This is a genomic window from Spirosoma profusum, assembly GCF_014699005.1.
GTDB lineage: Bacteria > Bacteroidota > Bacteroidia > Cytophagales > Spirosomataceae > Spirosoma > Spirosoma profusum.
On record NZ_JACWZY010000002.1, the window covers coordinates 134,330 to 153,568 of the forward strand.

Consider the following 19,239-nt stretch of genomic DNA (forward strand, 5'->3'; position numbering starts at 1 on the left):
TGGGCCAATTAGAAGTTAAGTTTAATACCAGCAGCCACTGTTCTCGGAACCGGATACGACTCGTCATCATTATTCAGCTCAACTGAATTCGCAGTTGCATTCCGTACACCCGCGTCAGGGTTATTACCCGGATATTTTGTGAAAATAAACAGGTTGTTACCAGTCAGGAAAATACGTGCGTTGCTGAGTACAGACTTGAATTTGGGAAAGTTATACCCAATTGTTATGGTTTTCAGCCAGGTGTAGCTGCCATCGTACACGTAGCGGTCGCTGCTCTCCCTTGACCATTTGAAATAGCTCGTTCCGCCCTGCGCGTGTACATCCGTCGGGTTTGATCCCTGATTAGTAGCCGACCGCCAGCGATCTTTTGCTTTGTCCAGTACGTTGAACACGCCGTCCATGTTCATGGTCGAAGCCTCAATCGTTCGATAGACGTCAAAGCCCTGCACGCCAAGAAACATTACGTTGAAATCGAAATTTTTATAGTCTCCAGCGAAAGTCCACGCCCAGGTGAAGGAAGGGTTTGGGTTGCCGATTTCGACCATATCCTGCGTATCGTAGGAAATCACTCCGTCGCCCGTGGCATCCAGAAACTTCATCCCACCCGGAATAACGCCGTCCTGTTTGGGAGCAGCATCGATTTCGGCCTGCGTATTGAAAATGCCCAGTTTTTTGTAACCGTAAATCATCCCGATCGGGCGACCCACTTTCTGCACGTTGTAGCCACCGTAGAAACTACCATAATACAAGGCGTCGTTGGGCCCTTTAATGGCCAGAATTTTGCTTCGGTTGAAGCTGATATTAGCATTGGTGCGGAAGTTGAGCTGCCCAAAATTGGTTCGGAATTCGCCCCCGATCTCAATGCCTTCGTTTTTGACTTTACCGATGTTATCCAGCGCCGTAGTGAAACCCGAAACCGATGGAATCGAAACGGGCAGCAGCATGTCGTTGGTTAACTTATTGTAATATTCAATGTTGAATGTCAACTTATTATTAAGCAATCCAACATCGAGACCAACATCAAGTTGATTTGACTTTTCCCATTTTAGGTTCGGATTCGCGAAAGCACTCACGACTTTACCGGCTGCAAAGGAATTTCCCAGAATGTAGTTGTTCGCGCTCACGAAGGCGAGACTGGGATAGTTACCAATCGTTAAGAAATCATTATTTCCGGTTACGCCATAACTCGCCCGAAGTTTCAGATCGGTAAGCCACGACGTTTTGGGCATAAACGATTCTTCCGTGATACGCCAGCCTACTGATGCGGCCGGGAAATCGCCGTATTTATTATTGGACCCAAATCGCGAGCTGCCTTCTCGCCGGTAAGAAGCCGAGAATAAATACCGGTCTTTGAACGAGTAATTGACCCGGCCGATGAAAGCCAATAATGACCACCCGTACTCATAGGACGTAGACGACCGGATGGACGCTGAGCCGAGGAAAGGAACCAGGTCGTCGGGGAACGTATTACCGGTGCCAGTGAAGCCACGGACTTTTTCCTGCTGAGCCGTATAGCCCAGCAGTACGTCGAAACTGTGGTTCGTTCCAAGCTGAGGCTTGTAGGTTAGTAACTGGTCAAGCGAATAGTTAGTCAGCTCTTCAGTGTTATCGGTTTCGGTGGCAATCCGGGGGGGAGCACCCGCTGAGCCTGAAGCCACTGCTAGTCCAATAGTCGACGGTACGTATTCCTTGTACGTATTGTTATTGAGCTTTACGTTTGCCGACGTTCTGAATTTAAAGTCCCGCAGAAATGAAACTTCCACGAAAGCATTGGTCAGCAGATCGGAAATATTACGTTTCCGGTAAATGTTCTCGAGCATGTAGAGTGGGTTGGGGAAACCAAATACCCCATCGACCCCATTGATGTAAGGAACCAGCGAACCATCTGAATTATAAGGTGAAGCGCGGGGGTCCATCAGCAGCGCACCCCCAACCAACGCACCACGTCCATCAGTATTGGCCAGATTCTGGCGGGTATACGTACCATTGATGTTTAAGCCAACGTTGATGAACTTGTTAACCTGACCACCTAAATTAGAACGTACTGAAATTCGGTCATAACTGGTTTTCTTGATTGTGCCCTCTTCCTTATAATACCCGACCGAAAGCATTGCTTTGAGTGGACCTGTACCCGACGAAACGCTCAAATTCAGGTCAGAATAAGGCGCATTATTGTTCATAATCAGGTCGTACCAGTCCGTCGAGGTTTTGGTTTGCTCGGGGAAGCGGTAGCCAATCGGCACTTCGCTCTCCAGCGGTTCACGTCCCTGAATGATCCGAATCTGGTCCATGAAAATATCTTTCTTAAACTGGGCAAACTCGACCCCGTTCAATACTTTCGTCCGGCGTGACATCGGTATATTCTGCACTCCGTAATCGAGTGACAGATTGATAGCAACTTTGCCTTCCTTAGCCTGCCTGGTGGTTATCAGCACAACCCCGTTAGAACCTCTGGCTCCATAAATAGCCGTGGCTGCCGCATCTTTTAGTACTGTTACGTTCTCGATATCGTTCGGATTTAAATTCTGCCCAACCGACGTACCAACTACAAAGCCATCGACAACGTAGAGCGGATTACTGCCACCTCCCAGCGAACCAATACCCCGGACGCGTACTTCAAAAAGTCCACCCGGTGCACCACTTTTCTGTTTTACCACAACCCCCGGTGCCCGTCCTTGCAGAATCTGATTTGGGTTGTTGGCGGGTTGAGCGCCAATATCACGCATGTTGATAACCGATACGGCCGACGTAATATCCTGTTTACGTTGCGAACCATAACCTACAACTACTACTTCGCTCAATGTCTGATCGTCGGGAGTCAGACTAACGGCAAGATTGGTTTGATTTCCGACTGTTATTTCCTGTTTTACGTAACCTACGAAACTGAAAACCAGTATAGTGTTTCCATCCGCAACCGTTATTCTGAATCCTCCATTGCTGTCGGTATTGGTTCCCTGCGTGGAGCCTTTAATAACGACGCTAACGCCCGGCAGTACAACGCCCTTGTCGTCGGTAACTCGCCCTGATACGGTGATATCTGCCGGAGCAGCAGAAACGTTGATTTGTTCCATCCGAGGAACGTAGCGGGCGAGCAGTTGCCCACCCGTGACATGCTGATTTGCTCCCGTTTGTTGAGCATAACCAGTTAGGCAACCTGCCAATACGCCTAGCGTAGCTAATTGATAAAGTTTGTTCATTATAGCTTGATAAAGAGTTAGGATAGTCAGGTTGTCTACAAAAAAGCCAACCTGATAATCAAATATTACCAGATTGGCGTTGTTAACTTTCCTATACTTACCTAGCTTTTTGATTATTTGGCCGATTTTTTTATCTTAATCAATATAAATAGATACTTCTGCGCTTTCTATCCTGTGGGCTGTGTGTTAACGTTATTCTGATATCAGGATTAGTAAAGTGCTACGTTATAGAATGAAATCAAGTATTAAATCGGTTACTTGTAATGCTCTCTCACATTAAAATCAATGACTTTTCGAACACGCCCAAGTACCAGCAGATTTATAATTCGGTCGTGGAGGGTATCGAAAGTCGGGATATTTTACCGGGCAATAAGCTACCGTCGATCCATGAAATCGTTGCCGAATTCGATGTGTCGAAAGGAACCGTTGAGCGTGCCTACGAACTGCTGAAAGAGAAGGAAATTATTGGGGGCGTTAAGGGAAAAGGATTTTATATAAACTACACGCCTACCGGTAAAAACCTGAAGATTTTTCTGCTGTTCAACAAACTCAGCACCCACAAAAAGATAATTTACGATTCATTTGTCGAGACGTTAGGGCCAGACGTAGCGATTGATCTGTTTATCTATAACAATGATTTTCGCGTGTTTCGGGATTTGATTCTGAAGCAGGCGCATAATCATACGCACTACGTTATCATCGGGCATTTTTTCGATGGCGACGAGAAGGCCGACGAACTCATCAATAGCCTGCCCAAACACAAACTGGTGATTCTGGATAAGTTGCTGGAGGGCGTAACCGGTAGCTATGCAGCTGTTTTTCAGAATTTTGAAAAAGACCTTTATCAGGCACTTACTGAAGCACTGCCTCTGCTGAGAAAGTACGCCACGCTTAGCATTCTATTTCCCTCATACTCGTATCATCCGAAAGCCATTCTGAACGGATTTTATAAATTCTGTTACGAGCATGGCTTTCAAACCAGAGTCATTCAGGATATTCAGAACGAATCAATTGAGCCGCAGCAAGCCTACATCAACCTGATGGAAGAGGATCTGGTTGAGCTAATCAAGAAGATAAAGAAAACAAGCTATACTGTCGGAAAGGAAGTCGGGATTTTGTCCTACAATGATACCGCTATCAAGGAAATCCTGCTGGACGGTATCACGGTCATGTCGACCGATTTTGCACAGATGGGCCGAACGGCGGCTCAACAAATCTTAAACGGCAGTGTTGAACATATCGAAAACCCGTTTCAACTAATTGTTCGCCACTCGCTCTGATAATAGGTTTTTTGCCCTTTGCAGGCAGTTTTTTTGTCATTCTGACGAAGGAAGAATGACAAAAAAACTGCCTGCAAAAGTTTAATCAGATTCCATTTCAAGCCGGTTTTACCGCCCCGTATTGTCCCGTCGTAGCAGTCGTTCGATTCGAGTTCGCGGCCCGGTTTAGTGCTGATAAGAACAGAAAATGTCCCTGATTATACCACTGCCGGAATCGTTCGCTTACCTGTGCATCATACGTTGGCAGGAAATCCATCAACTGGTTCAAATTGAAGGAGTCGGAAGCTACACCGACGCCAGCCCGTTGCCCGTCCAGCGCATTGCCCATTTGTTCGTAATGATTGGGCTGCGGAATCATCAGGACTGGCTTTCCGAGATACAACGCTTCGCAAACCGACTCAAAACCGGCGGTTGTTACCACGGCCTGACAATGCTGCATGGCGTCGAGGTAACGTTTTCCATCAATTCGGTAATACGTCAACGTAGCATCGATGGGCTTCTCTGCTACGTTTACACCCGCATGAAAATACCGAATCGCTACGTCTGGACGCTCCTGATGAGCTTTTACGACTTCTGTTTGCAAGCCAGGTTGGGTCGTGTACGCCAGAATATAAGAATCATTAGTCGGTTGTAACGTAGTGACTTCCTGACGTAGCAACGGGGGCACTACCCGTAATCGTTGTTCCGGTACGTCGGGTTGTTTATCGAACGAAAGCCCGAGCAACTCCTGCGCACCCCAGGCGTTCATTTTCACTAACCACTTAAACGTCAGTCGTTCAAACCCCTTGCCTTTGGGAAATGGAAAGTCAGGATGTAAGCCCAGACACTGGTGCGCAATGCAAACCATCGGAACGGATGGGCGATGAAATGCGTAAGTCAGTCCGCCGAGCAACTCAAAGAAATTCACCACTACGTCGGGTCGCTGTTTCTGAATCGCATCTCGAATCAATCGAAGACTTTTTCGGTAACGACCTATATTTTTCAGCGCTTTGCGGCATGTTTCAACCGCATCCAGTGCATTCGTTTTTTTGCAGTACGTCAATCCCGGCCCTTCTACCGGCGTGATGGGTGCCGTAAACTGATCCATGAAAAAGGGAGCGATAGGGCGTCCATCGGCAATACTGACCCAGGCACCCACTACGTCGTGTCCAGCCGTTTGCAGAATTTGCGCTAATGAGATAGCCTGCGTCAGATGCCCGCGACCTTCGCCCTGAACAATGAATAAAACACGCATAAACAGATGGTTAAGAAATAGAAATCTCCTGAACTGTGTCTGAGATAATATCAGCCATATCGGTTGTGTAATACAGCAGGCTCCAGTTTCCGTCATGGTCTTCGACCAACGCACTGAGCGATTCGACCCAATCGCCGGAATTCATATAGGTGATTCCGTTAAAGTCGCGGATGGCTGGTTGGTGAATGTGTCCGCAAATGATACCATCGCAGTTGCGGGCGCGGGCTAGCTCGGTTAGTTTGGTTTCAAAATCTGATACGTAGTTGACGGCCAACTTGATACGGTGTTTAATCTGCTGCGAGAGTGAATAATAGGGAAGCCCGCGCCAGCCCCGATACTGATTGTAGAGTTTGTTGAGCCAGAGCAGAAACGTGTATCCAACGTCACCCATGTAGGCCAGCCACTTCATCTGCGACGTAACGGAATCAAATACGTCGCCGTGGGTAACGTAATACTGTTTGTCTCCGCTCTTTAATACGTAGTCTTTTCGAATCGAAAAATTCTTGCCGACACGTAGCGGCATAACCTGGTCTAGAAAATCGTCGTGGTTACCGCGCAGATAAATGACTTTAGTGTCATAATGCACAATCTGCTTGAGCACGGTTTTGAAAAAGGCCGTATGTTTCTTTTTCCAGGTACCGTATTGTTTCAGTTGCCAGCCGTCGATGATGTCGCCATTGAGAATCAGTTTCTGGCAGGAGTAGGACTTCAGAAAGTCGGCGGCTTCCTTTGCTTTTGACCCTGTAGTACCCAGATGAACATCGGACAGAACGATAGTTCGGAAATGAGGTCTGACTTGCATAGGCAAATCTACCGACCACGTATTAACTCATTTTTACGAGAAAGTTAATCTATTGCTATATCTGGTTACGTATCGGTGATGGTGGGTTAATACGTATCGATGAAGGCCTGTAATAAACTTGTTCATCTTTTTCATCAATAGTTGTTTTGTCATTCTGAGGAACGAAGAATCTTAAAGCACCCAAACGTATAGGTTGGGAAACATTAAGATTCTTCGTTCCTCAGAATGACAAAAACGCTCGTTTTTAACCTGTTCTTTATTGTTCAGGAGATTGATTTTGTGAGAATCAGATGCTACGAAATCTATTGTTTAGTAACAATTAAACAGGTGGAAAATCAGGATGCTGAAAGCCTAACGCAAGCATAACGTTGTGGTAATCTTGAGGTAATATTGGGCTGGTAGTTTTGCGACGCAAAAAGCGATACCAAAACTATACACATGAATCGGATTTTATTACTACTCATTTTCGCCCTCTGCGGCACGCTCACTCAGGCCAGAGACAACACAACGGGCATCATTAGGGGAACCATCCGCGACGAAAAAACAAAGGAAGCCCTCATCGGCTGCACCGTACGTATCGACGGAACACAACTAGGCGTTACCACTGACATCGAAGGAAATTTCAGCATCCCAAACGTACCAGCTGGTTCCCAGAAAGTAGTTATCTCCTACGTATCATACAAGACTAAAGAAATTGCGAATGTTCGGGTTGAATCGGGAAATACGACCGTAATCGATACAGAATTAGAAACTGAAGGAAAGTCGCTTCAGGAAGTGGTTGTTCGGGCCAATAAATCAACAAATACTGAAATAGCCGTTATCACCGAAATTAAGCAATTGAAGCCGATTGCGGTCGGTATTTCGGCGCAGCAAATCGTTAAATCGCAGGATCGCGATGCGGCAGCGGCCATCCGTCGGGTGCCGGGCGTGAGTATTCTGGACAACCGCTTCGTACTGGTACGTGGCTTGGGCGCTCGTTATAACTCCGTATTAATCAACGACGTAATCGCACCATCAACGGAAGTTGAAACCCGCTCTTTCTCGTTCGACCTGATTCCGAGCAATATCCTCGATCGGATGATTGTTTACAAATCGGGTTCAGCGGATATGCCGGGTGATTTTGCTGGTGGCGTTGTAAAAATCTTTACCAAACGCCGTCCCGACCGTAACTTTCTCGACGTTGGTTTTACCCTTGGCTATCGCCCCGGCACTACTGGCCAGCAGGTGCAGACGCACGATCGAGGTGGTTTGAGTGCTCTTGGTTTATGGTCGCCCAACCAAACCATACCAACTAGTTTTGCTCAAAATTCAGGTGAATTCAATGCATTAGGCGCTCCTCAACGAGCCGCTTATGCAAAACTGTTGCCTAACTCCTGGGGTTTAGTGCCAACTACGGTAGCGCCCGATATTCGGTTTGCGCTCAACACGGGTCGGAGATTCGATATTGGTGCTATTCAGGTGAGTAACATCACCAGCATCAACTACAGCCTGACCAATCAGTTTGCTGATATTGACTTCAGCGTTTATGACAACGGGGCTACGGCCAACGTTTATGCCCAGAATTATAAGGATGCCAACTACGCTCGTCAGTCGCGGTTGGGTATTCTGCACAACTGGTCGCTACGTTTCTCACCGACGTTTACACTCGAGTGGAAAACGCTTTTCAACCAGCTTGGCAATCAGGAGACGGTAGTACGTCAGGGCCAGAATTTCGATTCTAACGCCGACATTCGGAGCTATTCACAGCGATTCGAGAACCGAAGCATCGGTACGACGCAGCTTGCCGGCGAACATAAACTGAGCGATTTAACGAAACTGAACTGGGTAGCTGGTTATGGTTATTCGGGTCGTTGGGAGCCTGACTGGAAACGGGCGCGCTACCAGGCACCGCTGAATAGTGGTTCGTCGGGTGTGTACACGCTGGTGACGCCCCTGACGCCCAACCCAATCGACCTGGGCCGTTTCTATTCGAAACTGAACGAGCATACGATTTCGCTGGTCGGAAACTATGAACACACATTCGGCAACCCAACTGATCGCGAACCCAATCGTGTTCGTGCAGGTATCTATGGCGAAAGCCGCAACCGGGATTATGCCGCTCGTTTCTATGGTTACCAGAACGTAACAGGCACTGGCGACGTAACATCGAACGTAACGCAGCAGCCTATCAATTCTATTTTCTCGTTGGCTAACGTAAATGGCCAGCCGGGTGGTTTTTCGCTGCTGGACGGTACGTCGGATCTTGATTCATATCGTGGCGAAAACACCTACGGAGCCGCTTACGTCAGTGGCGATTTGAATATTGGTTCGCGTACCAACGTAACGCTGGGTTTTCGGGGTGAATATAACGTACAAGGCTTGCGGATACAGCGACGCGGTGTTGATCAGCAACTGGTTAATCGGCAGATTTTCAGCCCACTGCCATCGGTCAACGTAACGTATAAACTAAATGATCGCCATAATCTGCGGCTAGCTTATTCGGCTACTGTAAACCGCCCCGAACTTCGTGAGTTGGCTCCGTTCCAGTATTTCGATTTCAACATGCTGGCCGTGGTTATCGGTAATACGCAGTTGACAACCGCAAGTATTCAGAATATCGACGCCAAATGGGAGTTTTACCCAACACAGAACGAGCTGATTTCGGTGACGGGTTTTTATAAGCAATTCAAAAACCCGATCGAGACATTCCTGCTGCCCACGGGTAACGGCTTTAACTACACCTTCATCAATGCTCCCTCGGCCCGGAACTACGGCGTAGAAGTGGAAATCCGTAAAGGTTTCCAGTCGTCGGGAAGTGTCTTCCTTCAGAACTTACAGGTAGTAGCCAACGCGTCGATCATCAACAGCCGTGTTACGTTGGGTGAGTCGGTGAAAGCACCGGATGCTACGGGCAATACGCAGGATGTAAACCTGACCAATCTGGCTGATAAAGAACGACCACTTGCCAACCAGTCGCCCTACCTGATAAACGGCGGTCTGTACTACGAAGCACCAAAATCGGGCGTTCAATTTAACGTACTGTATAACGTTTACGGAGCACGCATTTTCGCGGTGGGAACACGTAACAACCCAACCATTTACGAATTGCCCCGGCACGCTATCGATCTGAATATCAGCAAGACATTTAATAAAAAGCTGGAAGTTCGATTCGGGGTGCAGGACTTGCTGAATCAGGCCGTCCGCTACGCGCAGGACTTCAACGGCGATGGTAAAATCGGTAGTGATCTTACCTCACAGACCGTCAGTGCCGATCAGGTTTTCCGGAGCTTCCGTCGTGGGCAGTACGTAACGCTGAGTGGTATTTACACCTTCGGTCGTCGGCCCATCATTCCTTAATTGCTTACTAATCAATTACCATATGCTAACCAAAGTAATGTTGTCTATGAGTCAAATGAAACGATGGGCTTTGCTGCTCATTCTAGGAGTCGGATTTGTTGGATTCATAGCAGCGTGTAAGAACGAAGAAGCGCCTGCGCCAATACTCAGCGTTACGGGCATCAGCCCAACATCAGCACCTGCTGGAACAACCATTGTCATTACGGGTACAAATTTCAATGCTACGCCAGCCAGCAACACGGTTGCCTTCGGTAACGTACCAGCTACGGTTGTTTCGGCCAGCTCAACACAATTAGTTGTAACGGTTCCAGCGAATGCCGGTAGTCCTGTTTCAGTATCGGCCAATGGCTCTACGGCACAAGGGCCAGCGTTTACGGTGAGTGCCAAGCCAGTGGTTTCGGTGGTTGGTTCGATTTCGGTCAATACAACCTGGACGAATACAAGTGTTTATCTGATAAAAGGGTTCGTGCGCGTGAAAAGCGGTGTTACGTTAACCATCAATCCAGGTACGGTAATTAAAGGTGGTACTGTCGATGATGATCCAGATGGAGCCAAGCGGGGTGGTACGTTAATCGTAGAGCAGGGCGGTAAACTGGAAGCAGTAGGAACGGCCCAGCAACCTATCATTTTTACATCAAGCAAAGCCGCTGGTCAGCGTAAATATGGCGATTGGGGTGGTATTGTTCTGATTGGTAAAGCTCCTCACAACCGGCCTGCCAGCCAGGCTCCGGAAGGTGGTATCGGTGGCCAATTAGGTGCTTTCACCGATGCAGCTGATAATTCCGGTACGTTAAAATATGTACGTATTGAGTTTGGTGGTATTTCGTTAACGAGCGAAGCCAACAGCGAAATCAACGGATTGACGCTCTACGGCGTTGGCTCGGGAACGACCATCGATCACATACAAGTGTCCTATAGCGGTGATGATTCATACGAATGGTTCGGCGGTACGGTAAATGCTAAATATCTGGTGGCTTATCGTGGATTTGATGATGACTTCGATACCGACTGGGGTTTCACCGGTAAAGTACAGTTTGCGCTGTCGATCCGTGACCCGAAAGTAGCTGACCAATCGAGTTCGAACGGTTTCGAATCAGATAACTTCAACTCGGGTGAAAATGCGGCCGGAACACCTTTGTCAGCCAATAATGGCTTGCCTCTCACCCAGCCAACTTTCGCCAACGTAAGTAGCTTCCTGACGGATGGCGCTCCTAGCAATGCGTCTACAGCCAGCTCGGGTGGTAGCGGTCCGTATCAGTCGGCCATGCACCTGCGTCGGAATACGGCCATTAGCATCATCAACTCGGTTTTCGTGGGTTGGCCAGAAGGATTACGTTTAGACGGTACAGCTACTGGTACGTATATAAATTCCACAAACGGAAGTCTTGAAGTAGCTGGCGTGACCATCGCCAATTCACTAACGGCAGTGAGAGGAGCAGGTGCCATCACGAACGATCAGGCTACAGCGTACTTCAACGCGGCTGCTCGTAAGAACACGATTATCGCTTCGGCTGATCTGGCGTCGCTGCTGCTGAATTCGGCTACGTTTAATCTGGCAGCCCCGAATCCGCGTCCGCAGGCATCGTCTCCATTGCTGGTGGCTGCTAACGCCATTACAGGTGGCAAAATTGCTGATACGTTCTTTACGGCTGCTCCATACCGGGGCGCTTTCAATGGCACAGATAATTGGCTCGAAGGCTGGACCAACTTCGATCCACAAAATACTGACTACGATAAATAATCGGTCTAACGGTGTCGGGTAGGGTGCTGGTGTAGTCAGGAATTGGCCCTATCGCAGACAGAATTAATCTCAATATTGGTGTCGCAAGAAAAGGCCAGCGCTTTGCACTGGCTTTTTTTATGCACATTCATGCAAGATGTTATCTTAATACAGCTGGCCCTTTATCAGTTAACGTATTTACCAGGAGCGAAATAGTAAGCGTACTATACCCAATGAACATAACAGGAGCTAGGTATCGAAAATAGAATTTCCATGAGTAGGTACCAATGATGTATTTATCCCAGTAATTCGCAAATGAGTAATCAGGAAATTCGGTCAATAGATAGCGAACCGATTCTGTAAAAGGATTAAAAATTACAAAAGCAAGAAGCATCACGGGTAAGAAACTGAGTTCATATCGAGCGATTGTTGACCAGGTTGAATCAATCAGTTCGATTTTCAACCAACGACTCATGTAATACGTTAGTAACGATAAAATGAAAACCGTAACCATTTCAGGAAGCAAACTATTTCTGATGAGTAAACCAGCGTAAGCGAATAAACCACCAGACCGGCTTAAGATTGCTAACTTGGCCTCATAAGCATAAATCCAGGATATGGTTTCAAATAAAACTATAAGGATAATCAGCACAAGTACGCCATACGTTAAAAAGCTACGGAAAGAGCGAATGTTATTCATGATTTGATCAATTTATAGAACATACAATCTCTACTGAATTTAGTAAATCCTGAACTGTAATCGATACGTCGAGGGCCTAAGATTACCACGTAGCAACAATTGACCGGCTTCGGCATTGCCGGTTAACGTAATAATATGCCCTGGTTGAATAGTCACTACGTCGCAGGCCAGCGGTAAACGGCTGGATGACCAAAGGCTGGTCGTTTGCCAGTTTCCGGAGCCAGTACTTACAAAACTAGTGCAATTGATAAAAGCGCCGACATGATTCGAGATGTCAATCTGAATGCGTCCGGTGTTTGTGTAACGGGTTAACAAATTACCGGATTGACGTACCGGCCCTACGAAAGCTGTTCCGGGATTACTCGGATTGGGGCGTGGACGAAACGGAGCAACTCCATTATTCGGTTCTGTTGCCGAATATTCATATTCACCCCAGCTAGTGGCTTCGTGGCCATATAGCCACGCCCCGTACCAGGCATAGGCAAACAAAGGTGCTACCTGTGTATCAGTTGCATTGGCCTGCGCCAGACTATTAGTTGTACATGACCAGATGCGAAAACCAAGTTGCTGACGATAGCTCTCGACCAGCGCAGCTTTGGGTATCCAGTCTCCGGGATTGGTGTATGAACCTAAACTAATCAGAAAACTTTCGGACAGATAAGCGTCACGGCTGTCGATTGGCGTACCAGCTCCCGTCGGATTATACGTGGGATTTATCTGCTGTCCAAAAATTTCATCAGGTTTATTGCCGTTCACAACAACCGAAAGCGACTGTGCATGAGCATATTGAATAGCGCCATTCATTCGTGCCCGACTCACGCCATAATCATATTCAACATCATCAAAGAATATACCATCTACACCCATCGCTTTCCATTCCAAAATACGGGTTTCTATTTCGGCTGTCGAGTGGTTTTGCAACGGTGGTGTGACGCCTAGATCAATATAGCCATAGAAACGTACTGAATTTGTAGCAGCATTGGTCATCAGATTTTGAGTGAAAACATGATCTTTATGGACTGCTTTTTCCAGATCCCTTCCGAGCACAACGTAATTATATTGAGCCATAGAAGCAGCTACCTTTGAAAGCTCGCGGTTATTTTCTGACAGGTTGAAGCTGGACGGATACCCGTTATAAATCATTAATCGCTTGGGGGTAGTTTGAGCGGAGACTGGCTGCACCAGGAGCCAGCTAATGCAGAAGCTGAATAAAAGTCGTAGCATGGGTAGAAGCAGTGAAAAATGTCTATCAAGATAGCAACTATGAATGTATAGTCAATGATTGTAAAACAACTTAAACTGTTGATTGATCGATAATAAGTTCAGGATATAGTGACGCAACCTAAATGATTGCTTATCGAATAGATTGTCTATAGTACTAGTATATTTAATTCCTTTATTTACCTTTGCTCGCAAACGTATTAAAGACTGCTATTTTTTAATCTATAAATACGATAGGATTCATTGACTTTATAACGAAACAAATTCTGTCTAATTTTTTCTTAAAATAACGCAGTCTCGACTACGTAGTTTTTGCCTTAGCCTTGTCTATTGTTAAATCCTTAACCCAGAGTGGCTACTGCCCTAATCTATGCAAGCTACTTTTACCGTTAACAAGTCTGATAATGATGCTGCTCCACCGATAAGGCCCTATTCAGAGCAGGAGCAACCCGTCGCCAGTAGGTATCGGGACGATGGTCATTTGCCTGATAATGAACTGTTTATCCGGCGAACCTTCGACGAAAATCCGCAAGCGGGCTGTAAGCTGCTGTTCCAGTTGTACTACAAGCCCATGTGTACGCACGCAGTACGGTTTGTGTATTCCAAAGAAATCGCGGAAGACCTCGTTTCGGATGTTTTTTATACGTTCTGGAATACGCAGGCATTTAAGTCCGTAAATCGGTCGTTTCGGGCGTACTTATTCCGGTCAGTTCGCAATAGTGCCTATAATTATCTGGCCAATGAATTCAGGAAATCAGCTCCGTTGGATTCCGCTGGTCATCAGGTAGTTGCTCAATCGGATGGCCCTGAATCCATTACGTGTTACAACGAACTGTATGGCAAGATTGATGAGCTGGTGGCTTCGCTGCCGCCCCAGTGTCGGAATGCCTTTATTCTCCATCGATTTGAAGGAAAACGGGCGAAAGAAATTGCCAGCCAGATGGACGTATCGGTACGTACCATTGAAGTTCACATCGCCAAAGCGCTTGCTACGTTGCGCGACGGACTCAAAAATCAGTGGTTGATCGTACCGCTGACGTTGTGGCTTCAAAACTGGGCAGAAACTCTCCTCTAAGGTATCACTACGTGCGCTCCGCTAAATTTTTCGCTACCTAAGAACCTCCCGACGTTTATGACACCTGCTGACCATAAAGCACTTCTTTTCGCTCATTTCGCTAATAAAACGACTCCCTTGCAGTGTCGGATGATTGACGAATGGCTGAAAGATGAAGCGAATCAGGAGCGATACTATGCCTGGCTGGTTGAGTGGGAAAATCAACTGCCCATTTATCAGCCCGAACTGGAAACTCCGCTCGCCAGGTTTGAAAACCATATGAAAACGCACTCGGTTGAGGGCGTACAGGAACCAGCCGCCGAAGTGACTGAAATATCGATTGAAACCGCATCACGAGCGAATTTTGGATGGATGGCCGCTGCTGCCGTGTTTGTATTGCTGGCACTCGGCGGCTGGCTTAATCGCAGCAGGCTTTTCTACCAGACGTATCAAACTGCCTACGGTGAAACCCGCACCATTCGATTAACAGACGGAAGTACCGTAACACTCAATGCACATTCATCGCTACGTGTTCCGCGCTTCGGATTCGGCATCCGTTCGCGTGAGGTGGACTTATCAGGTGAAGCTTTTTTCGCGATGCAACACCGGGCCGACGATCAGAAATTCATTGTCCAGACGCCCAACGGATTTAACGTAATCGTACATGGAACGGAATTTAACGTATCGGCCCGCACCCATCGCGCCAATGTCATGCTTCATAAAGGGAGTATTCAGATGGATTATGCGCTGGGAAATACCCGTCAGCAACTCATGCTGAAACCCGGTGACGTAGTAACCATGAATCGCCACAGCCATCCGCAATTACGTCACCATGTCTGGACGCAGCCGTATCTGGCCTGGAAAGACCATCGGTTTATTTTCGATCACATGACATTGACTGATTTCGGCCAGCTCGTGACCGATACGTATGGTTTGCGCGTAGAAATAGCCTCGCCCACGCTGGCCCGACGAACGCTGGTTGGATCTTTACAGGCTACCAGTGTGGATGAATTATTGCAAACCGTATCGGAGCTTTTCGACCTGAGTGTGGTCAGACAAGCTAATAGCGTGATTTTAAAAGAAAAAGAATAACAACCGATTTCCTCAATTGCTCAATGAAAAAAAATCTATTTCCACTACGTACAAGTCTGCTGTTGTTGAGTCTGCTTGTCTCCGGGTATTCCGGCTGGGCGCAGCTCATAGCCTGGCAGCATCAGTTACCGGTGAAATCCGTTCGTGTTACGTCCGAAAGTCGACCACTGCAGGAGGTTCTTCAAACGATTAAAACGTATTACAAAGTTGATATTCTGTCGGAAGGAAGTCTGGTGGATAACATCGTAGTATCTACGGCTGATCTGGATTACCATCGGAAACTGGAATACAATCTGGACAAGATTCTGATTCCCAATCGGCTCCGGTACAAAAAAGTGAGAGAGGGATTCTACCTGATTCTGACCGACAAAAAAGAACGCAAGAAAGACCTCTCAGCCATAACGCCTTCTGCGATTGGCGAAAAACCGACTGCCACTACGTCTACAGGCGACGTATTGACAGCTCGAATCGGCACTATCGCTACGTTAGAAAACGCTACGTCGACGGTTGCGCCTGCGGCCGACGTAGTGACAGGGAAAGTATCCGACGAACGGGGAGAAGGCTTACCGGGCGTTAACGTACTGATTAAAGGTACAAATCAAGGAACCACGACCGACGCTTCTGGCGCGTTTCGGCTGACGGTTCCTGACCAGGGCACTACGTTGGTGTTTTCGTTCGTTGGTTATCTGTCGAAAGAGGAAGTCGTTGGGAACCGTACTACGTTGCTAATCACGCTCGCGACCGACACCAAAGCGTTGAAAGAGGTTGTAGTGGTCGGGTACGGTACGCAACGGGCGCGCGACGTAACGGGTTCGGTTGCTTCGATTGATCAGACCACGATCAAAGACTTGCCGGTTACAACTATCGACCAGAAAATGATCGGTCAGGTTGCCGGAGTACAGATTCAGCAGCCCTCTGGCGCGCCGGGCGCTGGTACGTCGGTTCGGATTCGGGGAAGCGGTTCGTTGGGGGCAGGAAACGAGCCCCTCTACGTAGTGGATGGCATGCCGTATTCGTCGGGATTGAACCAGAATCTGAATCCCCTGGTATTCATCAATCCGAATGATATTGAGTCGATTACGATTCTGAAAGATGCCTCTTCGACGGCTATTTATGGCTCTCGCGGATCGAATGGCGTAGTGATGATTACGACCAAACAAGGCCAGTATAACCGAACGCAGGTGACGGCCAGTGTGATGCGGGGTGTACAGCAGGTACCGATGAAAGGCCGTCCGAAACTCATGAATCAACAGGAATTTGTTGATTTTCAGCGTAATCGAATCGACATCGCGGTACGTCGTACTGAAAATCGCGAACCCACCATCAACGATTATCCGGTAGAGTACCGTACGCCTGAACAACTGGTTGGCAAAGGCACTGATTGGTACGATCTGTTGCTGCAAGCTGCTCCGATTCAGGACTATAGCGTGAACATCAACAGAGGAACGGAGGATTCTCGGTTGAATGCCAGTTTGGGGTATTTCAAACAAGACGGCGTTCTCAAATATACGGGCGTTGAACGATACAGCGCTCGTCTTGGGTTGGAGACAAATTTGGGTAAGGCGTTTAAAATAGGCGCATCGCTTCAGCCGACGTTCATTATTCAGAATCGTACGAATACAAACAACAATCGGGAAGATGTTATTGGCGTAGCCAACTGGGCCAACCCAACGCTATCGCCTTACGATGCCAATGGCAATCTGATTCCATATCTTACATCGCCACAGAACAAGTATCACTCCGCCTGGAGTTTTGCGAATCCGTTGTTCATCCTTCGGGAAACGGCCCAGACGCAGCGGCAGTTTCAGAATCTGGGAATTGCGTTTCTTGAATGGAACATTATCCCAAACCTGACAGCACGAACTTCGCTGAATACCATCTGGTCAACATCTAGATTTTCTCAATACGTGCCCAGTACAGTCGGCGGCCCAAACCGTCCGCCAGTAGCCGGGACCGGTAGCTCGTCCAACAACAACAGCGAAACGTTCAACTGGCTGATCGAAAACACGCTGACATATAAAAAAGTATTCGGCGATCACCGGATTGAAGCACTGGCTGGGTATACAACTCAGATGAGCAAGACTAATAGTTTGTCGCTAACGGCAGGTCCTTACCCCAACGATCTGGTGCAGACAATCAACGCGGCTCCGACCATCAATACGTGGGGACAGAACGTGAACGAGTGGAGCATTATTTCGTACCTGGGACGTATCAACTATGGCTTCAAAGACAAGTATTTGCTGACAGCCACGGTACGTTCCGATGGTTCGTCGCGGTTTGGTGCGCAGAGTCGTTACGCTACGTTCCCATCGCTGGCGGGTGCGTGGCGGATTTCGGAAGAGGATTTTCTACGTAACAACCGCTACGTTAATAGCCTCAAACTTCGGGTAAGTTACGGACGTAGCGGCAACAATAATATCGGAGATTATTCACACCTCGCGTCCATCAATCCGGGTTCGTATGTGTTTGGTAATACGCAGGTTACGGCCTCATACGTGGGTCTTTCCAATCCGTATCTGACCTGGGAAGAATCGGAGCAGGTAGACGGCGGTCTTGATGTAGAATTGTTCAACAGCCGCGTATCGCTGACCCTCGATTATTACAACCGGACCAGCAAAAACATGCTGTTGAACGACGTAATTCCGGCCATTACGGGTTTCAATTCGCAGGTGGTCAACAAAGGAAATGTACGTAACCGGGGTGTCGAACTATCGCTAGGTGTTCGTCCGCTGATCGGCGAATTAAAATGGGACCTAAACGCCAACATTGCTTTCAACCGGAATAAAGTTCTGGCGCTGAACGATAATAGCGACCGGATTTTGTCGGGTAGTAACGACAGCAATCCAACCCACGTAACAGTAGTTGGTCAGCCGCTTGGTCAGTTTTTTGGCTTTGTGCTCGAAGGTGTCTATTCGGATGCCGACATCGCTGACCCGAATCTGATCAAAACGCAACAGGTATACGCCGGAAATCCGAAATACAAAGACGTAAACGGCGACGGAATGATTAATGACTTTCTCGACTACACCATCATCGGGAATCCGCACCCCAAATTTACTTACGGCCTGAGCAACAACCTGACCTACAAACGGTTCAACCTCGGCGTTATCGTCAACGGGCAGTACGGCGGTCAGGTAATGAACGGCCTCCGGCAGACGGTCGATAACCTGCAGGGCTTTTTCAACGTCCGGCAGGAGTGGGTAAATCGCTGGCGCAGTACGGCCAGTCCGGGAACAGGTATGCTGTACGGAGTTCCCAAATTGACGCCAAGCTGGGGGCACCGGGTCAACTCGATGTGGGTTGAGGACGCTTCGTTTCTGCGGATCGCCAACGTATCGCTCGGTTACTCATTGCCCGATAATTTAGTCAAGAAAACGGGCTTTATCAGCGGTTGCCGGTTCTACCTGACGATTCAGAATCTGGCCATGTTTACCCGCTACGAAGGCGCAAATCCAGAAGGCCAGTCGCAGAATAACGCTGTCAACAATACACTGTCGCCGGGTTTTGATATGTCGTCCTACCCGCTCGCCCGTACTACGTCACTTGGACTTAATCTTCAGTTTTAAAATAATGGATAATGTAAAATGAATAATGCAAATACGT

11 protein-coding genes are annotated in these 19,239 nt (G+C 47.8%); 6 read left to right on the plus strand and 5 right to left on the minus strand.

Annotation, left to right across the window (positions count from 1 at the left end):
* Positions 1–8 precede the first annotated feature (8 nt).
* A complete protein-coding gene (locus tag IC229_RS02940; RefSeq protein ID WP_190885433.1) occupies positions 9–3,197 on the minus strand; it encodes a SusC/RagA family TonB-linked outer membrane protein in 3,189 nt (1,062 codons plus the stop codon).
* Positions 3,198–3,460: 263 nt separating this feature from the next.
* On the opposite strand from IC229_RS02940, the gene IC229_RS02945 reads away from it, so the two are divergent.
* Complete coding sequence (locus tag IC229_RS02945) at positions 3,461–4,477, plus strand: GntR family transcriptional regulator (RefSeq protein ID WP_190885434.1); 1,017 nt, start codon at positions 3,461–3,463, stop codon at positions 4,475–4,477.
* A 97-nt stretch (positions 4,478–4,574) separates the two neighbouring features.
* Here the strand turns inward: IC229_RS02945 and IC229_RS02950 are convergent, their stop codons facing one another.
* Together IC229_RS02950 and IC229_RS02955 are read right to left on the minus strand one after the other, a co-directional pair.
* Complete coding sequence (locus IC229_RS02950) at positions 4,575–5,711, minus strand: glycosyltransferase family protein (protein ID WP_190885435.1); 1,137 nt, start codon at positions 5,709–5,711, stop codon at positions 4,575–4,577.
* Between the two features lie 10 nt (positions 5,712–5,721).
* Positions 5,722–6,513, minus strand: a complete 792-nt coding sequence (locus IC229_RS02955; protein ID WP_190885436.1) for a UDP-2,3-diacylglucosamine diphosphatase — start codon at positions 6,511–6,513, stop codon at positions 5,722–5,724.
* A gap of 438 nt (positions 6,514–6,951) precedes the next feature.
* Between IC229_RS02955 and IC229_RS02960 the strand changes: the two genes are divergently transcribed.
* A complete protein-coding gene (locus IC229_RS02960; protein WP_190885437.1) occupies positions 6,952–9,849 on the plus strand; it encodes a TonB-dependent receptor in 2,898 nt (965 codons plus the stop codon).
* Between the two features lie 46 nt (positions 9,850–9,895).
* A complete protein-coding gene (locus IC229_RS02965) occupies positions 9,896–11,590 on the plus strand; it encodes an IPT/TIG domain-containing protein (RefSeq protein WP_190885438.1) in 1,695 nt (564 codons plus the stop codon).
* A 139-nt stretch (positions 11,591–11,729) separates the two neighbouring features.
* Here the strand turns inward: IC229_RS02965 and IC229_RS02970 are convergent, their stop codons facing one another.
* Both IC229_RS02970 and IC229_RS02975 read right to left on the minus strand, forming a co-directional pair.
* Positions 11,730–12,269 carry a hypothetical protein gene (locus IC229_RS02970; RefSeq protein ID WP_190885439.1) on the minus strand — a complete coding sequence of 180 codons (540 nt, stop codon included), beginning with the start codon at positions 12,267–12,269 and terminating at the stop codon, positions 11,730–11,732.
* Between the two features lie 39 nt (positions 12,270–12,308).
* The gene (locus IC229_RS02975; protein ID WP_190885440.1) at positions 12,309–13,493 is read right to left on the minus strand and encodes a hypothetical protein; all 1,185 of its coding nucleotides are present in this window, start codon (positions 13,491–13,493) and stop codon (positions 12,309–12,311) included.
* 367 nt (positions 13,494–13,860) lie between these two features.
* Between IC229_RS02975 and IC229_RS02980 the strand changes: the two genes are divergently transcribed.
* From IC229_RS02980 to IC229_RS02990, 3 genes are read left to right on the plus strand one after another with little or no spacing between them, the layout of a single operon-like run.
* On the plus strand, positions 13,861–14,565 hold the full coding sequence (locus IC229_RS02980; RefSeq protein ID WP_190885441.1) for an RNA polymerase sigma-70 factor: 705 nt from the start codon (positions 13,861–13,863) through the stop codon (positions 14,563–14,565).
* Positions 14,566–14,622: 57 nt separating this feature from the next.
* Positions 14,623–15,636, plus strand: a complete 1,014-nt coding sequence (locus IC229_RS02985) for a FecR family protein (protein ID WP_190885442.1) — start codon at positions 14,623–14,625, stop codon at positions 15,634–15,636.
* 23 nt (positions 15,637–15,659) lie between these two features.
* Entirely contained in the window at positions 15,660–19,202 is a 3,543-nt protein-coding gene (locus tag IC229_RS02990) for a SusC/RagA family TonB-linked outer membrane protein (protein WP_190885443.1), read from the plus strand.
* Positions 19,203–19,239: the final 37 nt, after the last annotated feature.

Excerpts from the sequence above, each read along its gene's own strand:
- IC229_RS02975 (WP_190885440.1), bottom strand. The coding sequence starts at position 13,493 with ATGCTACGACTTTTATTCAGCTTCTGCATTAGCTGGCTCCTGGTGCAG.
- IC229_RS02965 (WP_190885438.1), top strand. The coding sequence starts at position 9,896 with ATGAGTCAAATGAAACGATGGGCTTTGCTGCTCATTCTAGGAGTCGGA.
- IC229_RS02945 (WP_190885434.1), top strand. The coding sequence starts at position 3,461 with ATGCTCTCTCACATTAAAATCAATGACTTTTCGAACACGCCCAAGTAC.
- IC229_RS02980 (WP_190885441.1), top strand. The coding sequence starts at position 13,861 with ATGCAAGCTACTTTTACCGTTAACAAGTCTGATAATGATGCTGCTCCA.
- IC229_RS02955 (WP_190885436.1), bottom strand. The coding sequence starts at position 6,513 with ATGCAAGTCAGACCTCATTTCCGAACTATCGTTCTGTCCGATGTTCAT.
- IC229_RS02990 (WP_190885443.1), top strand. The coding sequence starts at position 15,660 with ATGAAAAAAAATCTATTTCCACTACGTACAAGTCTGCTGTTGTTGAGT.
- IC229_RS02950 (WP_190885435.1), bottom strand. The coding sequence starts at position 5,711 with ATGCGTGTTTTATTCATTGTTCAGGGCGAAGGTCGCGGGCATCTGACG.
- IC229_RS02940 (WP_190885433.1), bottom strand. The coding sequence starts at position 3,197 with ATGAACAAACTTTATCAATTAGCTACGCTAGGCGTATTGGCAGGTTGC.
- IC229_RS02970 (WP_190885439.1), bottom strand. The coding sequence starts at position 12,269 with ATGAATAACATTCGCTCTTTCCGTAGCTTTTTAACGTATGGCGTACTT.
- IC229_RS02985 (WP_190885442.1), top strand. The coding sequence starts at position 14,623 with ATGACACCTGCTGACCATAAAGCACTTCTTTTCGCTCATTTCGCTAAT.
- IC229_RS02960 (WP_190885437.1), top strand. The coding sequence starts at position 6,952 with ATGAATCGGATTTTATTACTACTCATTTTCGCCCTCTGCGGCACGCTC.